Origin of the sequence: Flavobacterium saliperosum (assembly GCF_900100625.1) — a bacterium.
In the GTDB taxonomy this organism is placed as follows: Bacteria; Bacteroidota; Bacteroidia; order Flavobacteriales; family Flavobacteriaceae; genus Flavobacterium; species Flavobacterium saliperosum.
The window spans coordinates 414,898-435,042 of sequence record NZ_FMTY01000001.1; the positions used below are offsets into that span (position 1 = coordinate 414,898).

Annotated in this window: 19 protein-coding genes and 2 tRNA genes; 12 read left to right on the forward strand and 9 right to left on the reverse strand. The window is 39.8% G+C overall.

Annotated features, from left to right (window positions below; translation table 11 throughout):
* Nucleotides 1–22: 22 nt before the first annotated feature.
* The 4 genes from BLQ05_RS01970 to BLQ05_RS01985 form a co-directional block, all read right to left on the reverse strand.
* On the reverse strand, nt 23–463 hold the full coding sequence (locus BLQ05_RS01970) for a DUF6702 family protein (RefSeq protein ID WP_238321130.1): 441 nt from the start codon (nt 461–463) through the stop codon (nt 23–25).
* Between the two features lie 89 nt (nt 464–552).
* Nucleotides 553–1,347: a peptidase associated/transthyretin-like domain-containing protein gene (locus tag BLQ05_RS01975; RefSeq protein ID WP_023575453.1), complete on the reverse strand. Its 795-nt coding sequence runs from the start codon at nt 1,345–1,347 to the stop codon at nt 553–555.
* Nucleotides 1,337–2,056: a hypothetical protein gene (locus BLQ05_RS01980; protein WP_035653911.1), complete on the reverse strand. Its 720-nt coding sequence runs from the start codon at nt 2,054–2,056 to the stop codon at nt 1,337–1,339. Before BLQ05_RS01980 ends, BLQ05_RS01975 begins: the two co-directional genes overlap by 11 nt.
* A complete protein-coding gene (locus BLQ05_RS01985) occupies nt 2,046–2,789 on the reverse strand; it encodes a hypothetical protein (RefSeq protein WP_035654052.1) in 744 nt (247 codons plus the stop codon). The genes BLQ05_RS01980 and BLQ05_RS01985 overlap by 11 nt, the downstream gene beginning before the upstream one ends.
* A 149-nt stretch (nt 2,790–2,938) precedes the next feature.
* Here BLQ05_RS01985 and pepE point away from each other — a divergent pair, with 149 nt between their 5' ends.
* Nucleotides 2,939–3,646: a dipeptidase PepE gene (pepE, locus tag BLQ05_RS01990; RefSeq protein ID WP_023575455.1), complete on the forward strand. Its 708-nt coding sequence runs from the start codon at nt 2,939–2,941 to the stop codon at nt 3,644–3,646.
* A 72-nt stretch (nt 3,647–3,718) separates the two neighbouring features.
* Nucleotides 3,719–4,501, forward strand: a complete 783-nt coding sequence (locus BLQ05_RS01995) for an RMD1 family protein (RefSeq protein ID WP_023575456.1) — start codon at nt 3,719–3,721, stop codon at nt 4,499–4,501.
* A gap of 51 nt (nt 4,502–4,552) precedes the next feature.
* Here the strand turns inward: BLQ05_RS01995 and BLQ05_RS02000 are convergent.
* Together BLQ05_RS02000 and BLQ05_RS02005 are read right to left on the reverse strand one after the other, a co-directional pair.
* Nucleotides 4,553–4,628: transfer RNA gene (locus BLQ05_RS02000), tRNA-Gly, on the reverse strand.
* Between the two features lie 33 nt (nt 4,629–4,661).
* Nucleotides 4,662–4,737, reverse strand: a tRNA-Gly gene (locus tag BLQ05_RS02005).
* A 171-nt stretch (nt 4,738–4,908) separates the two neighbouring features.
* Here BLQ05_RS02005 and BLQ05_RS02010 point away from each other — a divergent pair.
* Nucleotides 4,909–5,346, forward strand: coding sequence for a GNAT family N-acetyltransferase (locus tag BLQ05_RS02010; RefSeq protein ID WP_023575457.1), 438 nt, complete (start codon nt 4,909–4,911; stop codon nt 5,344–5,346).
* A 66-nt stretch (nt 5,347–5,412) separates the two neighbouring features.
* Nucleotides 5,413–6,999, forward strand: a complete 1,587-nt coding sequence (locus BLQ05_RS02015) for a L,D-transpeptidase family protein (RefSeq protein WP_023575458.1) — start codon at nt 5,413–5,415, stop codon at nt 6,997–6,999.
* On the opposite strand, the gene BLQ05_RS02020 is transcribed toward BLQ05_RS02015, so the two are convergent.
* Nucleotides 6,988–7,698: a murein L,D-transpeptidase catalytic domain family protein gene (locus tag BLQ05_RS02020; protein WP_035653913.1), complete on the reverse strand. Its 711-nt coding sequence runs from the start codon at nt 7,696–7,698 to the stop codon at nt 6,988–6,990. The two genes, BLQ05_RS02015 and BLQ05_RS02020, sit on opposite strands and share 12 nt — an antisense overlap.
* Before the next feature lie 204 nt (nt 7,699–7,902).
* Here BLQ05_RS02020 and BLQ05_RS02025 point away from each other — a divergent pair, with 204 nt between their 5' ends.
* From BLQ05_RS02025 to BLQ05_RS02035, 3 genes are read left to right on the forward strand one after another with little or no spacing between them, the layout of a single operon-like run.
* Nucleotides 7,903–10,326: a DUF5916 domain-containing protein gene (locus BLQ05_RS02025; RefSeq protein WP_023575461.1), complete on the forward strand. Its 2,424-nt coding sequence runs from the start codon at nt 7,903–7,905 to the stop codon at nt 10,324–10,326.
* A 4-nt stretch (nt 10,327–10,330) separates the two neighbouring features.
* Nucleotides 10,331–12,247 (forward strand): 2,3-bisphosphoglycerate-independent phosphoglycerate mutase, encoded by a 1,917-nt coding sequence (gpmI, locus tag BLQ05_RS02030; protein WP_023575462.1) that lies wholly within the window; start codon nt 10,331–10,333, stop codon nt 12,245–12,247.
* Between the two features lie 2 nt (nt 12,248–12,249).
* Nucleotides 12,250–12,792 (forward strand): thioredoxin family protein, encoded by a 543-nt coding sequence (locus tag BLQ05_RS02035; RefSeq protein WP_035653916.1) that lies wholly within the window; start codon nt 12,250–12,252, stop codon nt 12,790–12,792.
* Between the two features lie 26 nt (nt 12,793–12,818).
* Here the strand turns inward: BLQ05_RS02035 and BLQ05_RS02040 are convergent, their stop codons facing one another.
* Entirely contained in the window at nt 12,819–14,093 is a 1,275-nt protein-coding gene (locus BLQ05_RS02040; RefSeq protein WP_023575464.1) for an acetyl-CoA hydrolase/transferase family protein, read from the reverse strand.
* A 126-nt stretch (nt 14,094–14,219) separates the two neighbouring features.
* On the opposite strand from BLQ05_RS02040, the gene map reads away from it, so the two are divergent.
* The 5 genes from map (at nt 14,220) to pruA (ending at nt 19,328) form a co-directional block, all read left to right on the forward strand.
* A complete protein-coding gene (gene map, locus BLQ05_RS02045; RefSeq protein ID WP_023575465.1) occupies nt 14,220–15,038 on the forward strand; it encodes a type I methionyl aminopeptidase in 819 nt (272 codons plus the stop codon).
* Nucleotides 15,038–15,808: a class I SAM-dependent methyltransferase gene (locus BLQ05_RS02050; RefSeq protein ID WP_035653919.1), complete on the forward strand. Its 771-nt coding sequence runs from the start codon at nt 15,038–15,040 to the stop codon at nt 15,806–15,808. Before map ends, BLQ05_RS02050 begins: the two co-directional genes overlap by 1 nt.
* 71 nt (nt 15,809–15,879) lie before the next feature.
* The gene (locus BLQ05_RS02055; RefSeq protein WP_023575467.1) at nt 15,880–17,136 is read left to right on the forward strand and encodes a type IX secretion system plug protein; all 1,257 of its coding nucleotides are present in this window, start codon (nt 15,880–15,882) and stop codon (nt 17,134–17,136) included.
* A 73-nt stretch (nt 17,137–17,209) separates the two neighbouring features.
* Nucleotides 17,210–17,596 (forward strand): Co2+/Mg2+ efflux protein ApaG, encoded by a 387-nt coding sequence (apaG, locus tag BLQ05_RS02060; RefSeq protein ID WP_023575468.1) that lies wholly within the window; start codon nt 17,210–17,212, stop codon nt 17,594–17,596.
* Nucleotides 17,597–17,702: 106 nt separating this feature from the next.
* The gene (pruA, locus tag BLQ05_RS02065) at nt 17,703–19,328 is read left to right on the forward strand and encodes an L-glutamate gamma-semialdehyde dehydrogenase (RefSeq protein WP_023575469.1); all 1,626 of its coding nucleotides are present in this window, start codon (nt 17,703–17,705) and stop codon (nt 19,326–19,328) included.
* Nucleotides 19,329–19,436: 108 nt separating this feature from the next.
* Here the strand turns inward: pruA and rsmG are convergent, their stop codons facing one another.
* The gene (gene rsmG / locus BLQ05_RS02070; RefSeq protein ID WP_023575470.1) at nt 19,437–20,066 is read right to left on the reverse strand and encodes a 16S rRNA (guanine(527)-N(7))-methyltransferase RsmG; all 630 of its coding nucleotides are present in this window, start codon (nt 20,064–20,066) and stop codon (nt 19,437–19,439) included.
* Nucleotides 20,067–20,145 lie beyond the last annotated feature (79 nt).

The following is a 20,145-nucleotide window of genomic DNA, read 5'->3' on the forward strand; positions in this document are numbered from 1 at the left end:
GTCTATAGTTTTTGGTTTTGGTCTAAAATTGTAAATATCCTTCCGGTTCACTATCAGTCAGCAAAAGACTTTTTTTGTTACCGTTAATGTTAATATGGACGATATTTTGCTGTTCCGAAAAGATTTCGGTTAAAACGGAATTGACTATTTCGATTGATTTTATTTTTTCGGGAACCGGAGTGGTAAGATAGCAAATAAGCACATTATCTTCGGTTTCCTTTCCTAGAAACTTCAGATCTTTTACCGACGAATTGACTTTGATCTGCATTTTTTCCGAGAGATAACTTTTGATAAAACCGTTGGTTTCGGCAATTTCTTTCGGGGTTGACAGGTAAATTTTCTTTTTGTGCTTGGCTTCCAGCGCTTTCTCCAAATCATCGATAAATATGCGTGCCGTTACCTGAACTTCCTTTTTATTCGCCACATAATGTATCTGATAGATACCCACATAGAATTTGTGCATTGTAAAAGAACAAAGCACGACGAAAAAAAATACCGGCAAAGCACGCTGAAAAAATTTCTTCATGTGCCAAATGTAATAAAAGAAACTATTTACCGATTTTTTTTAAGATATTCTTCACTTTTTTTTATCAAAAAATCAATAAGAGCGAACTCCTTTTTAGGATTTAGCAAATCACGGCTTTCCGCAGAGGTATCATCGCAAAAGGCCAGAAACAAATCGATTTCTTCTGGTTTCAGCTGGAGGGTTTGCTCAAAAAACTGCGGACTGAATTTTTCTTTTACCGCATCGGAGAAGATTTTTTCGGTAATGAATTCGACTCTTTTCGGTTTTGGTTTTGATTTAAAAAGCTTTCCGCCAATCATTTTTCCCAATGCCATAAAATTCACCCCGTTGTAATCATTTCCTGTTCCGGGCATAATGCTTTTCATGGCATTATCTGTTTTATTAAATTCGGGATCATGAACCGAAAAATCCATGTTGCCGAGATTCAGATCAATGGTTTTGACTTTCAGTTTCTTTGTATCGGTTTCCAGATTCCCGGTAAGCGTGTATGGGTGAACGATTAATTCTTCCAACTCATTCACCCTTACTTTGAGTTTTATTTTCAGAATCGTTTCATTAAGATGACTGTAGCTGATGATTAGAACCGCTGATTTAAACGAAACACCGCTGAAAACCAAAGTATCCTTTTCTTTCGCCATCAAGCTGAAATTACCCTGTCCGTCAGTAGTCGTTATTTTTTTTGCCGTTACATTATCGATCGTTATGCTTTCCACTTCGAGTGAATCGGAAACTACGATGCCTTTCAAGAGTGTTCGCGGTAATTCCTGTGAAAAGGAAAATACATAAAAAAACAATAAAAGAAAAAGTGGTTTATTTCGCATTGGCAAAGAATTTATTATACTCTGTGGCCAACTCTCCCAGAAGAAATGTCACCAATGTTTTATTCTTTTCTTTGAGTGCCTGCTTCACTTTTGGATTTTCGGAAGCATACACAATAAAACCATCGATGTATTCTTTTTGAATATTGAATTCTTTTATCAGGAAATCCCCATCAAACATATTACCTAACTTCCTTTGGGCTGTTTGGTGTTTTTCGACTACGATTTCTTTTTTGATCATGCTTGTTCTTCCACTAATAGCATTGATTATGGCGTCAACCGAAACAAATCCGGAACCTGTTGTTGCGGTATAAAGCCTTCTTTCAGCCGGCGTGTAGGTTTTCATGCCTTTCGGAACAATGCCCAAGCTTTCCGCGCTGACACTTTCTTTAATCACGACTTCCTTTAATTGGGTTACCATCAGTTCCATTTTCACTACAAAAGGCAGATAATCAAAATCTTCTTTCTCGACAACTGTTTTTTTCGATTTCAGCTGCACCGCCGTAAAAAGCAGTGTGTCACCGGGCTTTGCCTTGATGGAGAAAAATCCTTCTTCCGAAGACAACGCTTCGCGTTTCGAAGAAAGATTCCGAATATTAATTCCCTGCAAATCTTTGGAATTAGCCACGACTTTCCCTTTCAAAACACGCCCGTTTTGAGACCAGGTTATAGTAGAAATCAAAAGAAAAAAGACAAGTAATTTACCCCTCATCCGATATAAGTTTAAGATATTCAACGGCCAATTCACCCAACAAAAATAAGGTGAGTATTTTATTTTTAGATGTTATGGCCGACATCAGGCGTACATTTTCGGAGGCATAAACCAAAAACCCATAAACATATTCGCTTGGAATTTTAAAATGGCTGACATAGTATTCTTCTTCAAATAAACTTTTAAGATAATTTTGAAGCCGTTCCTTCTTTTCAACCTCCACTTCTTTTTTCAACATGGCGGTTCTACCGGAAATCCAATTCAATACCGGATCCAAACCTGCTGAACCACCAAGTCCGATAGTCGCATACGGATTAGAGGCTGTGTTGAGTTTTCGTTCCGCCGGAGTAAACTTCTTTTGGCCTTTCTTAACCAAACCCAGGCTTTCGGAATTGATGTGACTGTATTCTTTGATGACTAATTCGTTGAGTTGATTCACCTGTTGTTCCATACGCACAAAAAACAAATTTTCGCTGAAATCCTCTTGTTTTAATGAAAGTCTTTTTCCGACCAACTGAATGGCTGAAAACTGAAGTGTGTCTCCAACTTTAGCTGTTATCGAGAAATAGCCGCCATTTGTTGTGGTAACGTAATCTGCCGCAGAAACATTAATTACCTGAACTCCTTCCAGATCCCTGACATTGGCTACAATCTTTCCTTTCAGAACCATTTTATCCTGAGACCAGAGTGCCGAAGTCGCCAACAAAAGAAAAAAAAGTAATTGTTTCCGCATTAAAATCTGCATTATATTGTAATGCTGTAAAAGTATCTGTTAAGATTCCCAATTTAATGCCAACAACTTTGTAATTTTTTGTTAAATCAGAAATCCAAATCTTACATTTCATTTTTCAAAATAGTTACCTTTGCCGTAAAGATTTTAAAATGAAAAAAATTATAATCGCCAGCACGTCAACATTGCATAACGGAAGCTATCTGGAGTATTTACTTCCAACATTAGAGACGCATTTCAAAGGAATCCGAAATTTGCTTTTCATCCCGTATGCAAGGCCAGGAGGTATTTCGCACGATGACTATACCGCTAAAGTAAGTGACGCTTTCTTTAAAATAGGAATAGCCGTAAAAGGCATCCATGAATTTGAAAATCCTATTACGGCTTTGGAAGAGGCTGAAGGTATTTTTACCGGTGGGGGCAACACTTTCCTACTGGTTACCCAATTGTACAAAACCGGAATTTTGACAACCCTTGAAAAAGTGGTAAAAAACGGTACCCCATATTTAGGCACTTCAGCCGGAAGCAACATTTGCGGTCTGACGATGGGAACGACAAACGACATGCCTATAGTCTATCCGCCAAGTTTCAGCACATTGGCTTTTGTTCCCTTCAATATCAATCCGCATTATCTGGATCCTATTGAAGGCTCTACACATATGGGCGAAACCCGCGAGACCCGAATCAATGAATTTCATCATTTCAATCCGCAACCGGTCTTGGGATTACGTGAAGGGAGCTGGCTGGAGGTTAACGGAAACAAGATCACCTTGAAAGGCAATCTGACTGCCCGTTTGTTCCGACAAAACCAAATTCCGCAAGAATTGGCAACCGGCAGCGACTTATCCGATTTGAAATAAATATCTCAAACAGACCGATGTATACAAATTTAGTAAGAAAATTTTCTTTAAATTTGTATAAATCCGTTTGTTATGAAAATCAGAATCGAAGCAATTCAGGTAGCCGAATCTTTCAACATCAAAAAATTTCGCACTGAATTTCGCACTGAAGCCTTTTCGGGTTCTACTGCCGAAGTGTTTTATGCCCTTACGGAGCACAACCGTTATCTCTACATTTTCGACTATGGGGTGGTCGTTTTCGCCAATTATGATCCCGTAGCCAAAAGTGAATTCCTGAATTTTGTAAAAAATTACGCCGCGAACCTGGTCGATTTGAATTTATCCGAGGAATATCGCATCGAAATCGACCCGAAAGAATCCAAACCCATCGTTAAGAATGATTATGTTACGGTGCCGGAAATCGACCCTTCCCTTCTTCGTATTGTGATGCTCAATATCGGTCAGTCGGTAGCGCTTGAATATTATGAAATGCTGACGGACGAATTGATTACCTCATCCAAACATTACATTCTGGAATTGGAACAAAAAGGGAAACTCAGCATTTCGAAAACCAATTTGCTGAAATACATCGGTAAAGTACTGAATGTTAAAAACAGCATCGTTGATAATTTATACATCCTTGATGACCCCAATCTGGTTTGGGACAATGAAGAACTCAACCTGCTCAACCGCAACCTGAAAAATAATTTTGACATTCATCCCCGATTCAAAGATCTCGATTACCGCTTACAGATTGTGGAAGACAACCTCACGCTGTTCACCGATGTTTTAAACGTTCGGGAAAGCCATCGCTTGGAATGGATAATCATTGCATTAATTGCTTTCGAAATAATAATGGCGCTTTTTGTGCATTAACAACGAAATATGCAGACAATAAAAAAGCCCCGAACTTAAGTTTGGGGCGCTTGGAGCGGAAGACGAGGCTCGAACTCGCGACAACCAGCTTGGAAGGCTGGAGCTCTACCAACTGAGCTACTTCCGCAGGCGATGATCTTTTAAAACTTCATCAAGTTTTTGGAGCGGAAGACGAGGCTCGAACTCGCGACAACCAGCTTGGAAGGCTGGAGCTCTACCAACTGAGCTACTTCCGCATTATTGAGGTGCAAATATAGACAAATATTTATTTTTGAAACAAACTTTTTTAAAAAAAATTTTTCTGCTCTTTGAAGCAACTTTTAAACCGCTTTTGCATCTATATACATAATTTATTTACTGTTAATCCGTTAGCTTTTATAATTGAATTTAAATTACAGTTTAAAATTATGATTTTTATCCATCAAATAGAAGCCGAAGAAACTTTTTCCGTCAGACAACCCGTTTTAAGACCCGGAAAACCAATAGAAAGTTGTCATTTTGAAGGTGACAATTTAGGCACCACGGCACATTTCGGACTGTATAAGAACGACAAGATAATTGGGGTGGTCTCTGTTTTCAAAGTCCAGAACCCCAATTTTATCCGAAAAGAACAGTATCAGATTCGCGGGATGGCCGTTTTGGAAAAATACCAGCGAAAGGGACTCGGGGTACAATTGGTAAAAAAAGCAGAACATTATGTAAAGGAAAAAAAAGGCGAACTTATCTGGTTCAACGCAAGAGAGAGTGCTGTTCCCTTTTATGAAAAATTAAACTACAAAACAAAAGGAAGCCCCTTTGAAATTAGTGAAATCGGCACGCATTTTGTAATGCTCAAATGCATCTGAAATGTTAAAAAATGAAAACAGCACACCCACTTTTTGTAACTTGCAAGAAGTTAACACGAATTAATTATGTCATACAAATACTTCTTTTTTATACTACCATTATTTCTTATCAGTTGTAAAAAAGAAACTGTACTGGCCAACAATGTGCAAACCGATTCGGTAAAGGTCATTCCGATTACCTCGCCAAAATCCATTGCTTTTGACAGCATTTTACTCAGTAACAAATCGGAACGCATCAGGGAATTCTACCGCAACAACCTTTTCAAAACCGTCTGGACCGAAACCGAAGACCGTAATAATTTAATCGATTTGATTAAAGCATCGGAAAACGAAGGCTTAAACCCGGACGACTACAACATCAGCCTGCTGGAAAAGAAAGAAAAATCGAGAGAAAAACTTTCCGATATCGAAATTGTTAACGCTGACATCCTGTTGACCGAATCCTTCCAAAAATTCGCCAATCATTTGTACAACGGGAAATTGAATCCGACCCAACTTTACACCAATTGGGACATGTATGAAAAAAAACTAAAGGCCATTGACTTACTGCAGGAAGCCATCCGAAATCATGATGTTGAAAAAACATTGGACACGTTAAAACCCACACATATCGTTTACCGACTTCTCAAAAAAAGTCTGAAAAAAATCAACGACATGCCCAATGATAACTTTACGCCCATTACAGTTACCGACAAAATCAATCCAAACGACTCGACCCCTCTCATTAAGACCATTAAAAACCGCCTGGCATATTGGGGCGATTACAACAAACCGGATACATTAACCGATGTCTACGATTCGAAAACCGTGGCTGCTGTTAAAAAATTCCAGGAAAGACATGGTCTTTTAGCCGACGGAATCATTGGCAAAGGGACAACTGCTGCCTTAAATTTCTCAAAAAACCAACGCAAACAGCAAATTATAGCCAATTTAGAACGATGGAGATGGTTTCCAAGACACTTGGGCGAAACCTATGTAATTATCAATATTCCGGATTTCAAATTGCATCTTGTAAAAGAGAACGACACCCTTCAGGTGCACAAAGTAGTTGTTGGAAAAGACAAACGAAAAACGCCTGTACTCTCATCCAAATTCAGTAATCTGGTCATAAATCCTACCTGGACCGTTCCGCCAACGATTATTAAAGAGGATTTAGGTCCGACAGCCGCCAAAAACAGAGGGTATTTTGCCGCAACCGGAATCACGATTTACAACATGAAAGGCCAGGAAGTGAATCCGTACAGTTGGAACGCAGCGAAACCCAACAATTACCGGTACGTTCAAAAACCGGGAGCGAACAACTCACTGGGCTTGGTGAAATTCAACTTCCCAAACAGCCACTTGGTTTATTTACACGATACGAATCACCGGGATTTCTTCGGATTGAGCGGAAGAGCGTTGAGTTCGGGCTGTATCCGTGTTGAAAATCCGTTTGATTTGACCTACTACATTCTGGAAGCCGATGAAAGTATCATGAATAAAGAACGTGTGGAAAAAATCATCGAAAGCAAAAAAACTTCGGGTATTCCCATAAAAAAACCCATTCTGATTCATGTGCTGTACTGGACAGCCTGGATGAATGAGAATGGATTTCAGTTTCGAAACGACATTTATAACCTCGATTCCGAATTATATCAAAAACTACGAAACTAACTTCGATTGTTTTTCATAGGTTCTTGAGGGATGATAAATGAACAAACACGATTTGTCTTTTATCAGATTAATAATTTCTTTATGAATTTCATAAGGAACTGCCGGACAACCCTGGCTTCTGCCCAAACGACCCTGTTGTTTGATAAAGCTTTCCGCCGCATAATCCGCACCGTGCATTACAACCGCTCTGTTTCTGGCGTTGCTGTTAATTCCATATTCCAAACCGTCTAATTTTAAAGACAATCCGTGTTTTCCGTTATAGGTTTCTCCGGTTGTATAAAATCCTAAACTGCTTTTATAAGAATTCGATTCGTTTGAAAATGAGGTCGCAAACTCTTCACCGCTGTTTCTTCCGTGTGAAACTACCGATTGCAATAAAACAGTATTGGTTGCCATATCGATAACCCAAAGTCTTTTCTGAGTGGATGACAAACTGAAGTCTACTATTGTCAGAATGTCTTTCTGAACAATTCCTCTTTCTTTTAATTGGTAATATCCTTCTAAAGCTTTAGAGAAAGATTCCAATTTGGGCATTGAAAAAGATTTTACGTCTAAAGAATTGTATAAATTCTTAACCTTTAATTCTAACGAAGCCTTTGCATTTGCAGCCAATAACTTCGGATCGTTGTTTTCTGTTACCGTCATGGGTTTGAACGACAAAAGAAACAAAAACAAAATTGGCAGTACTCTGTAAATCATTGATAGTCTAGTTGTTATGTTATAGTTAAGTTGTTCCAAAAATATACAAATAAATTAAACCACCAAATTTTTTTTGCAGTTTGTCGGTAAAATTTAACATTTCGTCGATAGTGCCCTTTCCCCATAGTTAAACATTTCTTAATATTTACAAGGGTTTATGCAAATATCTATCTTTGACATGTCAATCATCAAAAAAATCAAAAAATGAACTTAAAGCTGTCTTTATTACTGAGCTTTATTTGTACTTCTGTTGCCTTTACACAAGAAAGTGTCTCCCCTGAATTACCAAAAACTGCTGAAAAAAAAACGCTAAACGTTTTAAGAACTGACCTGTCAGCCACCATAGACGGAAAACTGGATGAACCATTTTGGAATACCGCACAAACTGCCACCGATTTTATCATGTTTCAGCCGGACAACGGAAAACCGGAATTGGAGACCGAAAAAACGATTGTTCGCGTAGCCTATGATAATGAGGGTATATATATAGGTGCCGAATTACATCAAAGCAGGGAAGATTTACTTAAAGAAATCACACAACGTGACAACTTCGGAACGTCCGATCATTTCGGGATATTTTTAAACGGTTACAATGACGGTCAGCAGGATTTCCGATTAATCGTAAGCGCCGCCGGAACACAAATGGACTGTATTGCCACTCAGGAAAACGGAGAAGACTATTCCTGGGACGGCATTTGGTACAGTGCCGTAAAGCTTACCGATTTCGGCTGGGTGGTTGAAATGAAAATCCCCTATGCCGCTATCCGTTTCTCCCAAAAAGACAAACAAATATGGGGCGTGAACTTCTTTAGGGAAGTGCGCTACAAAAAACAAAAATATGCCTGGAATAAAATTGATGCCAACATCGGAAACATCATGCAGCAGGCGGGCATCTTAACCGGAATCGAAAATATTAAACCGCCCACGCGATTGTTCCTCATTCCGTATGCGTCCGGTTATGTGAATCAGAACAAAGACGGAGCCGAAACCACCATAAAAGGCGGAATGGACATTAAATACGGCATTAACGACTCGTTTACCCTGGATGCGATTTTAGTACCCGATTTCGGTCAGACCGCATTCGACAATAGAATCCTGAATTTGGGTCCGTTTGAACAACAACTCAACGAAAACAGAGGATTCTTTACCGAAGGAACCGATTTGTTCAACAAAGGCGGTTTGTTCTATTCCCGCAGAATCGGGAGCAGACCTTCAGGAAAAATCACTTTGAAAGAAAATGAGCAAGTACAGGGAGAGCCGTCAGCCATCAACTTATTGAATGCCATAAAAATTTCAGGAAGAACCTCCAAAGGCTTGGGAATAGGAATCTTAAATGCCGTTACCGAAAAAACCGATGTCCCCATAATAAACACTGTTACCGGAGAAACCCGAAACGAAGTCGTGGAACCTTTGGCAAATTATAATGTCTTGGTTTTCGATCAACGTTTTAGAAAAAACTCTTCGGTTAGTTTCGTAAATACAAATGTTACCCGAAACGGTAGTTTCAGGGATGCCAATGTTTCTGCCCTACTTTTCGATTTAAACACCAAAGCCAATACTTACAAACTTTCCGGTAACATAAAGTACAATCACATCAACGACAGTGAAGACAAAAACGGATACAGTACCAATATGTCTGTAGCCAAAACATTTGGAAAATACCGTTTCAACGGTGGTGGAAATTATGTATCCAAAGACTACAACATCAATGATTTGGGGATTAACTTCACCAACAACTATTACAATGTTTATGGAAATTTCAGTTACCGAATCCTGAATCCGAGCAAAACCTTCAACACCTTCTATTACAATGCGAACAGTACGTTCGAATGGCAAAACGAAACCGGAAGACTTCAAAATGCCTGGATTGGGACCAGCATCAGTTTTTCAAACAAAAAGAATGACGATTTCGGAATCGGCTTAGACTTCAATCCGATAGAAACCTATGATTTTTACCAACCCCGAAAAGCCGGTCGTTTTGTATACCGTCCGAAAAATTATGGCGGATGGGGATACATTTCAACCAATTACAACAATCCGGTAGCTTTCGACCTGAATCCCTATTTTTACATTTACGATCAGACCAAACGAAATTCATACGGCTTCAATGCAGGACCTCGTTTCCGCTTCAGCGACAAATTGTTTCTGAGTTACGGATTCAACTTTGCCAGAGACAATAACGACAAAGGGTATGTGGATGAAACAGCCACCGATATTATTTTCGCCAACAGAAATGTGACTACGATTGAAAATTCTGTTTCCGGAAAATACGCCATCAACAGTCAGATGACTTTTAATGTAAAGGTTCGTTATTATTGGTCGTATTCCGAAATCAAAAATTACCTGACTCTTTTGGAAGACGGCTATTTTGCACCGAACACGACGTACAATCAAAACAACAACGACAATTTCAAGTCCTGGAATTATGATTTGTCGTACACCTGGTGGTTTGCCCCGGGAAGTCAGGTTTCTGTTTTATACCGAAATAACGCTATTCATTACGAACAGCGTTTAAATAAAAATATAATTGATAACTTAGCACATACTTTACAGAACGATTTAAATCAAACCATTTCTGTGAGTGTCAAGTATTTAATTGATTATAACAAAGCCAAAAACTGGCTGTAATACCATGAACAAGAAAGTAATTTTAATGATTTTGGACGGTTGGGGAAAATCTCCCGACCCGAAAGTTTCTGCAATTGACAACGCCAATATTCCTTTTATAAACAGTTTATATACAAAATACCCCAACGGGCAATTGCGAACCGACGGACTCAACGTAGGCTTACCCGACGGACAAATGGGAAATTCCGAAGTGGGTCACATGAACTTAGGCGCCGGGCGTATTGTTTATCAGGATTTGGCAAAAATCAATCTGGCGGTGGAAAACAAAACCTTAAACAAGGAAAAAGTATTACACGATGCCTTCGAATATGCCAAACAAAACAATAAAAACGTTCATTTTTTAGGTTTGGTTTCCGATGGTGGTGTACATTCCCACACGTCGCATTTAAGAGGCTTGTTGGATGCCGCAAACGACTTCGGCCTACAAAACGTTTTTGTACACGCTTTTACCGATGGCCGTGATGTCGATCCGAAATCGGGTGCGAAATACATTCAGGATCTGGAAGCGTATCTGCAAAATTCATCGGCAAAACTGGCTTCGGTTGTAGGTCGTTATTATGCGATGGATCGTGACAAAAGATGGGAACGTGTTAAAAAAGCCTACGATTTAGTTGTAAACGGAACCGGAATCCATTCCCTAAATGCCGTGAACAGTATTTTATCCAGTTATCACAATCACGTTACCGACGAATTTATCGAACCGATTGTAATGGTCGATATGGAAAACAAACCTGTCGCCACGATTCAGGAAAACGATGTGGTGATTTTCTTCAATTTCAGAACCGACCGAGGAAGACAATTGACCGAAGCCTTATCGCAAAAAGATTTCCACGAACAGAACATGCACAAGTTGCCGTTGTATTATGTTACGATGACCAACTACGACGACACGTTCGAAAACGTGCATGTGATTTACGACAAAGACAACATCACCGAAACCTTAGGTGAAGTTTTGGAATACAACAACAAACTGCAAATCCGAATTGCCGAAACCGAAAAATATCCGCACGTGACCTTTTTCTTTTCCGGTGGTCGTGAAACCCCTTTTATTGGCGAAAGACGCTTACTTTGTCCGTCGCCAAAAGTGGCCACTTACGATTTGCAACCCGAAATGAGTGCCTTCGATATAAAAGACAAATTAATTCCCGAACTAAAAAAAGGGGAAGTCGATTTCGTCTGTCTGAATTTTGCCAATGGCGATATGGTAGGACATACCGGCGTAATGGAAGCAGCCATCAAAGCTTGTGAAGCCGTGGATGTTTGTGTAAAAGAAGTTATTGAAACTGCTTTGGGAAACAACTACACTACCCTCGTTATTGCCGATCACGGAAACTGCGAAACCATGATCAATCCGGACGGAACACCAAATACAGCACACACTACCAACCCAGTACCTATTATACTGGTAGACAAAGAATTAAAACAAATCAAGAACGGTGTTTTAGGCGACATCGCTCCTACCATTTTAGATTTAATGGGCATCGAAAAACCAAAAGTTATGACAAGACATTCTTTAGTATCACAATTCACCATCGAAGAAATTCATCAGGCGCACAGCCAAGTAAAATCAGGAGCCGATTTCCCTCAATATGTGGGGCAGTTAAAACAAATGGGCATCCTGAAATATGATAATTTCGTTACCGATGGAAAAACGGTTTATTTTGGAAAAGACAACTTTTCTTTAAGCGACAAACCAAAATACGAAACCATTGCAATATCGGATAATCCTTCAACATTAGAATTAGAAGACGTTCTCATAACACACCAAAAAGGACAAACGGATTACATGACGTTTTGCACTCAGGCTGCTGCAGCCGGTGTTTACAAATGGACTTGCGATTTTACAGACATGACCTGTACTTATTATGATGCTAAAGGCAACAAAATGATAACTGAAGAAATACCGAATTACATTAATTAGCCATGAAAAAAGCAATCTTATTATTAGCTATTACAGCATCCTTAACAAGCTGCAAGGCACAAAAAAAACCAATTATGACATCGGAAACTACAGTGGTAAAAACCAATGACATCTTGCTGGGAAAACATGCAAAAGAAGCGCTTTTAAACATCCCATATTCGCTTTGGTACAAACCAAATCACGAAAATTACAAACCCAATACGACGACCATTACCGAATTAAAAAAATATACCGAAGGAGTTTCCGTAACCCTGTTTATGGGAACATGGTGTGAGGATAGTCAGCAACAGGTTCCGGCATTCTATAAAATTTTAGAGCATTTGCAATTTAACAACGATGCTGTTACTTTAATTGCAATGGACAAAAACAAAACAACTTCGGAGCAATTTGAAAAAGACCTGAACATTACCAATGTGCCAACCTTCATTTTCCACAAAAACGGAAAAGAGCTGTACCGCATAGTGGAACGCCCAATGGAAACACTGGAAAAAGACATGCTTAAAATTGTAACGGGACAACCCTACAAACATGCCTACGAAAATTAAAAAAAGCTCCGTTTGGAGCTTTTTTTTTATATACTTTTTAACATCGTAAAATATTCTTTCTCAATCCATTCCTGATGGTTTGGGTGCGCGATTTTCACCATTTCAGCGAAACGCTGTTTTAATGTTTTTCCGTATAAATTGGCAATCCCGTTCTCGGTAATTACATAATGTACATGCGAACGTGTCGTTACCACACCCGCGCCTTGTTTCAGAAAAGGAACAATTCTGCTTTCACCTCTTTTTGTAACAGAAGGCAACGCTATAATCGCTTTACCGCCTTCACTTAACGATGCGCCGCGAATAAAATCCATCTGTCCGCCCACTCCGGAATACATCTTCGCGCCTATGGAATCGGCACAAACCTGTCCGGTAACATCGACTTCAATCGCCGAATTAATCGCCACCATTTTCGGATTTCTTCGGATAACGGCCGTATCATTCACATACGACGACTCGCGCATTTCGATAAACGGGTTGTCATTTACAAAATCATACAACCGTTGCGAACCGATTAGGAAAGTGGCCAAAGCCCGTCCGCGGTTCACACCTTTATAGTTACAGTTAATCACGTCGTTTTCAATTAAATCAATTACGCCATCCGAAAACATTTCGGTGTGCAATCCCAAATCCTTATGATTCGTCAGTTTCGCCAAAGCGGCATTCGGGATGGAACCAATTCCCATCTGCAGCGTGCTTCGGTCTTCAATTAAACTCGCCACAAAACTTCCGATTTTTTCCTCATCCGGTGTAATTACAGCCGAACCGTGACCAAAAATGGGTTGGTTCACTTCCACCAGATAATTAATCTCCGACACATGTAAAATTCCGTCGCCAAAGGTTCTTGGCATTTGCGGATTCACCTGTGCGATGACCGTTTTTGCGTTTTCAATCGCCGCCAAAGTAGCTTCAACAGAAACCCCTAACGAACAATATCCATGTTTGTCCGGTGGAGAAACGTGAATAAAAACAACATCCAGTGAAATCACCTTTTTTCGGAAGAGATATGGCAATTCACTTAAAAAAACCGGCGTATAGGATCCGTTTCCCGCTGCCAGTGTATGCCGCACATTGCTTCCGATAAAAAAAGAATTGACGTGAAAACTTTCAGACAATTCCGGATTGGCGTAAGGCGCATCGCCTTCGGTATGCAAATGACATACTTCCACATTTTTTAATTCTCCGGCTCTGTCCGCCAAGGCTTTGGTTAAAACCGACGGTGTCGCCGCCGCGGCCTGGATGTAGATTCGGTTTCCGGATTGTACTACTTTGACAGCTTCTGCTGCCGAAACATATTGACTCATACCTCAAAATTTTAAACAAATTTAAGCCCTTTCAAGTTACGAAAACATGACAAAACTCATTACAAATTATCGATTAAAGATTTATCAACAGAATATTGTATTTTTGCAGTCCAACAATTTGAAGATATGATTATCGTTAAAACCCGTGAAGAAATCGAATTGATGCGCGAAAGTGCGTTAATCGTTTCAAAAACCCTTGGAATGATTGCTTCGGAAATTAAACCCGGAGTAACTACTTTATATTTAGACAAATTAGCCGATACTTTTATCCGTGACCACGGCGCTACCCCTGCTTTTTTAGGCATGTACGGTTTTCCGAATTCGTTATGCATGAGTCCGAATTCACAAGTTGTACACGGGATTCCAACAGAAAAACCCTTGGAAAGCGGCGATATCATTTCGGTAGATTGCGGTGCCTTGAAAAACGGATTTTATGGCGATCATGCCTATACTTTCGAAGTGGGCGAAGTAAATGAAGCCACTAAAAAACTATTAAAAGTTACCAAAGAATCCCTTTATGTGGGTATCCGCGAACTGAAAGTCGGAAATCGCACGGAAGATGTAGGGAATGCCATCCAGAAATATTGTGAAAATCACGGTTATGGTGTGGTGCGCGAATTGGTAGGTCACGGTTTGGGACGTACCATGCATGAAGCGCCGGAGATGCCAAATTACGGTAAAAAAGGACGCGGAAAATTATTGATTGAAGGAATGGTGGTAGCCATCGAACCGATGATCAATCAGGGAACCAAAAACATCAAACAACACAAAGACGGCTGGACAATCACTACTGCTGACAACAAACCTTCGGCACATTTTGAACATGACGTAGCCATTATCGACGGAAAACCGGAATTACTATCAACGTTTGCTTATATCTATCAGGCTTTAGGAATTACATCCAATGAAGAAAACGAATTCAGAAAACAGCCTTTAGTCATCTAATGAAGAAAATTTTCAAATTCATTTTAAATACGATTCCGCGTCCAATCCTAATCCGATTGAGCATTGTGGCACGTCCGGTTTTAGCTTTCTTATTAAAAGGAAACACCTTCACGGATCCAATTGACGGGAAAAGTTTCCGCATGTTTTTACCCTACGGATACGGAACCCAACGCAATAATGTTCTATCGCCAAGCACTTTATCTTTGGAACGGCACCGTTTGCTTTGGTTGTATTTAAAAAATGAAACCGATTTTTTTACGGCAACCCAAAAGAAAAAAGTACTGCATTTTGCACCGGAACAGGAATTTTACAAACGTTTCAAAAAGCAAAGCAACATCGATTACACTACCACGGATTTATTTTCTCCGTTAGCGGATGTGAAAGCCGACATCTGTAATTTACCGTTTGAAGACAATTCGTATGATGTTATTTTCTGCAATCACGTTTTGGAACACATCCCGGACGACACCAAAGCCATGCAGGAATTGTATCGTGTTTTAAAACCGGGTGGGATGGGGATTTTTCAGATTCCTCAGGATGTATCAAGAGCGACAACTTTTTCCGATGATTCCATCACTGATCCGAAAGAACGCGCGAAAATTTTCGGGCAATACGATCACGTTCGTGTATATGGAAGAGATTATTTCGACAAATTAAGAAGCATTGGTTTTAAGGTTACGGAAGAAGATTACACCAACAAAATCACTCCCGAACTGGTTGAAAAATATTGCCTGGCAAAAGGGGAAATTATCCCTGTTTGTTACAAATAAAGCGGCATTTTCTTTGGAATGAAATTTGCATTAAAAGAAAATCATTACTTTTATAGTCAAACTTTTCTAAGATGCTGTTCAAAAAAAACGTTATCCAGTTATTTTTCCTTTTGCTTACAACTTTAGTTGCTTCCGCACAGGTAGAAAAAGAAGTAGCACCTCCTTTTAACATCAAAACCGTTGCTTTTGTACAAAACGGCAATGTTACCATTCCGATTTTTCGTTTGGGCGATTCCTTTCAGCTCGAATTCGACGATCTTTACGGAAACGAAGCCGATTATTACTACACCATCACCCAATACAATTACGACTGGACACCTACCCAATTAGGCAAAGCCGAATATTTACAAGGCATGGACAATCAGCGGATTATGAACTACCAGAATTCCTTCAACACACTTCAGATTTACTCCCATTATTCGCAATCCTTTCCGAATCCATTCAACCGGATTCTCCTAACCGGGAATTATATGGTAAAAATCTTCAATTCGGATCAGGAATTGGTTTTCTCACGCAAATTCATCATGTACAGCGAACAGGTTGCCGTCCCACTACAAATAAAACGCTCCCGTGATTTAGCCACCATTGACGGTATGCAAAACCTTGACTTCATGATAAAAATGGGCGACAACCTGCTACAGAATCCTATCCAAAACGTGAAAGTGGCCTTATTTCAGAACGGCCGATTTGACAACGCCATATACAATATAAAACCACAATACACTATTGGCTCCGATTTAATTTACAGATACAATAAGGAAACCCAATTTTGGGCCGGAAACGAATATTTATATTTCGAAAACAAAGACATACGAACCGTAAGCAACAATGTGGGCCATGTAAGTGCCGGTGAAATTTACAATACGCACCTGTATATGAATGCTTCCAGAAAAAACAGTCCTTACACTTATTTCCCCGACGTCAACGGACGCTTCTTACCCAATAAAATAAATGCCGAAGACAACAATCTGGAAGCCGATTATTCATGGGTCTATTTCACTTTGAACACAAATACTTTCATGGACAAAAAAGATGTTTATGTGGTGGGAATGTTTAACAATTATTCGCTTTCTCCGGAATTCAAGATGGATTACAATGCCGAAAAAGGGTTATTTGAAAAAGCCATTTTAATGAAGCAGGGCTTCACCAATTACCAATATGTGATAGCCGACAAAAACGGAAAAATCGATCAGGAAAATGCAATCGACGGAAATTTTTACCAAACCGAAAACAATTATTTCGTTTTGGTATACTATAAGGGAAACAACGACCGTTATGACAGGGTTATCGGAAAGGGAATCGCAACTTCCGAAGGCATCACAAATTAAAAAGCATTTTTTTGACAATCAAAAATAAATATTTCTTATTTTTGGAATAATTAATTCCGTTTTCGCAAAAATTATGGTTTCTCAAATAACAAGCGGTATAAAAATTTCAGTTTTGACTAGTTTTGAAGGCACCTACTTCAAAAACTACAAAATTCATTTTGCCTTTTCTTACGAAGTGACCATTGAAAACCAAAGCAAGGATTCCGTTCAACTGAATTCCCGCCATTGGGAAATTCACGATTCGCTAAACGATCTGGAAATTGTGGATGGCGAAGGGGTTATCGGCAAAAAACCCGTCTTAAAACCAGGCGAAAAACACACCTACAGTTCCGGCTGTCTGCTTTCCTCCCCTTTTGGAGCGATGCGTGGTTATTTCAACATGGTGAATTTCACCTCCACCCGAAGCTTCCGTGTGATCATTCCTACCTTTAAATTGAGTGCTCCTTTCGCACTGAATTAAACCTGTATTTTTAACAAAAGCATTAACAATTAACCGATTATCTAATTGGCTAATAATTTGTATCTTCGCTACGCGAAATTTTTGATAACTCAAATTATAACAAATTATGCCAAAAGGAATTTACAATGTTCCGAAAGCGTTTAACGAACCTGTTAAATCATACGCTCCCGGAACCCCGGAAAGAGAAGCTGTCGCAGCCACTTTCAAACAAATGTTCAACAGTACAGTTGATGTACCTTTATATATTGGTGTCGAACAAATCCGCACCGGAAAAACCAAAAACATGACGCCGCCGTTCGATCACAAACATGTGGTGGGACAATACCATGAAGCAGAAAAAGAGCACATTGAAAAAGCAATTGCAACTGCTTTGGAAGCTAAGAAAAAGTGGTCCGCCATGCCGTGGGAACAAAGAGCCTCAATTTTCCTGAAAGCTGCTGAATTATTGTCAGGACCTTACCGTGCAAAAATCAATGCCGCAACTATGATTGCTCAGGCAAAAACAGTACACCAGGCAGAAATTGATGCGGCATGTGAATTTATTGACTTTTTGCGTTTTAACGTAGAATTCATGACACAGATTTACGCGGAACAACCCATATCCTCAGAAGGCGTATGGAACCGTATGGAGCACCGTCCGTTAGAAGGGTTTGTGTATGCCATCACGCCGTTTAACTTTACTGCGATTGCAGGAAACTTACCCGCTGCACCTGCTTTAATGGGGAATGTGGTAATCTGGAAACCGGCGGCTACCCAAGTATACTCTGCCAACGTAATCATGGAAGTTTTCCAACAGGCAGGCTTACCGGCAGGTGTTATCAACATGATTACCGGAAATTCGGGAATGATTTCAGACACTTTATTGGCAAGTCCTGATTTCGCAGGAATCCACTTTACAGGATCAACCGGGGTATTCAATGATATGTGGGCGAAAATCGGTCAGAACATCAGCAAATACAAAACCTATCCGAGAATTGTCGGCGAAACCGGAGGAAAAGATTTCGTGGTTGCACATCCGTCCGCAATTCCGGCACAAATCGCCACTGCCTTATCAAGAGGAGCTTTCGAATATCAGGGACAAAAATGTTCGGCTGCATCAAGAGCCTACATTCCGGCTTGCCTTTGGCCGGAAGTAAAAGAATTGTTACTGGCCGATTTGGCTTCCATGAAAATGGGATCTCCGGAAGACATGAGCAATTTTATTTCTTCTGTAATTTCGGAACAGTCTTTCGATAAATTAGCAGGATTCATCGATCAGGCTAAAAAAGACAGCGATGCGGAAATTATTGCCGGAGGAACCTATGACAAATCTGTCGGCTATTTCATTCAGCCTACCGTTATCGTAACTACGAATCCTAAATACAACACCATGTGCACCGAGTTATTCGGACCGGTATTGACTATTTATGTATATGAAGATGCCAAATGGAGTGAAACGCTTGCCTTGGTTGACGGCACTTCAAGTTACGCTTTAACCGGAGCCATCTTGAGTCAGGATCGTTATGCTATTGTGGAAGCTACCAAAGCGTTGGAAAATGCTGCCGGAAACTTCTACATCAACGACAAACCGACAGGAGCTGTAGTAGGACAACAACCTTTTGGAGGCGCCAGAGCATCCGGAACGAATGACAAAGCCGGTTCCGTGTTGAACTTGTTGCGTTGGGTTTCTCCTAGAACAATCAAAGAAACGTTTGTTACACCAACAGATTACAGATATCCGTTCTTAGGATAAAACAGTCAAAAGTCCAAGGTCTCAAAGCCTTGCGTCCTAATAAAAAAAGTCGAATCCAAATTTGGGTTCGACTTTTTTAGTATGACAGGTTTGTTCTGACTTTCGACTCTAAACTTTATACTTCAAAGGCAGGTGTACCACTTTCTTGGTTTCGAAAAACTCATCTTCGAAGAAATCGGATAAATTATACTCGGTAACCTTTGGAAAAGCTGCCAGTTCTTCGGTTAAATCGCCGCCTTTCAGATACAGGATTCCGTTTTTCAGTTCGTGATTGTTCTTCTTTTTGATTTTGTCTTTTACCCACGAGTAGAAATCCGGCATGTTCGTAACCGCACGACTCACAATGAAATCGAAATCTTCTTTCACGTTTTCGGCACGCATTTGTTCCGCCTTTACATTCTGCAAACCCAAGCCCTGAGCCACTTCATTCACCACACGGATTTTCTTGGCAATTACATCAATCAGATAAAAATCGACTTCGGGAAATAAAATCGCCAACGGAATTCCGGGAAAACCGCCTCCGGTCCCCACATCCAAAATTTTAGAACCCGGCTGAAACTCGATTATTTTTGCAATTCCCAACGAATGCAATACGTGCTTGGTGTACAATTCATCAATATCTTTTCGGGAAATCACATTGATTTTTGCATTCCAGTCTTTATACAATTCTTCCAGTTTTCGGAGTTGTTCTACCTGATTATCAGTAAGATTAGGGAAATATTTTACAATATGTTGCATTATTCAAAATTTTCAACAAAAGTACGTAATTTACTGTTGAAAATTTTGACTTATTTAACGGTTTCCATTTCCTTTAATA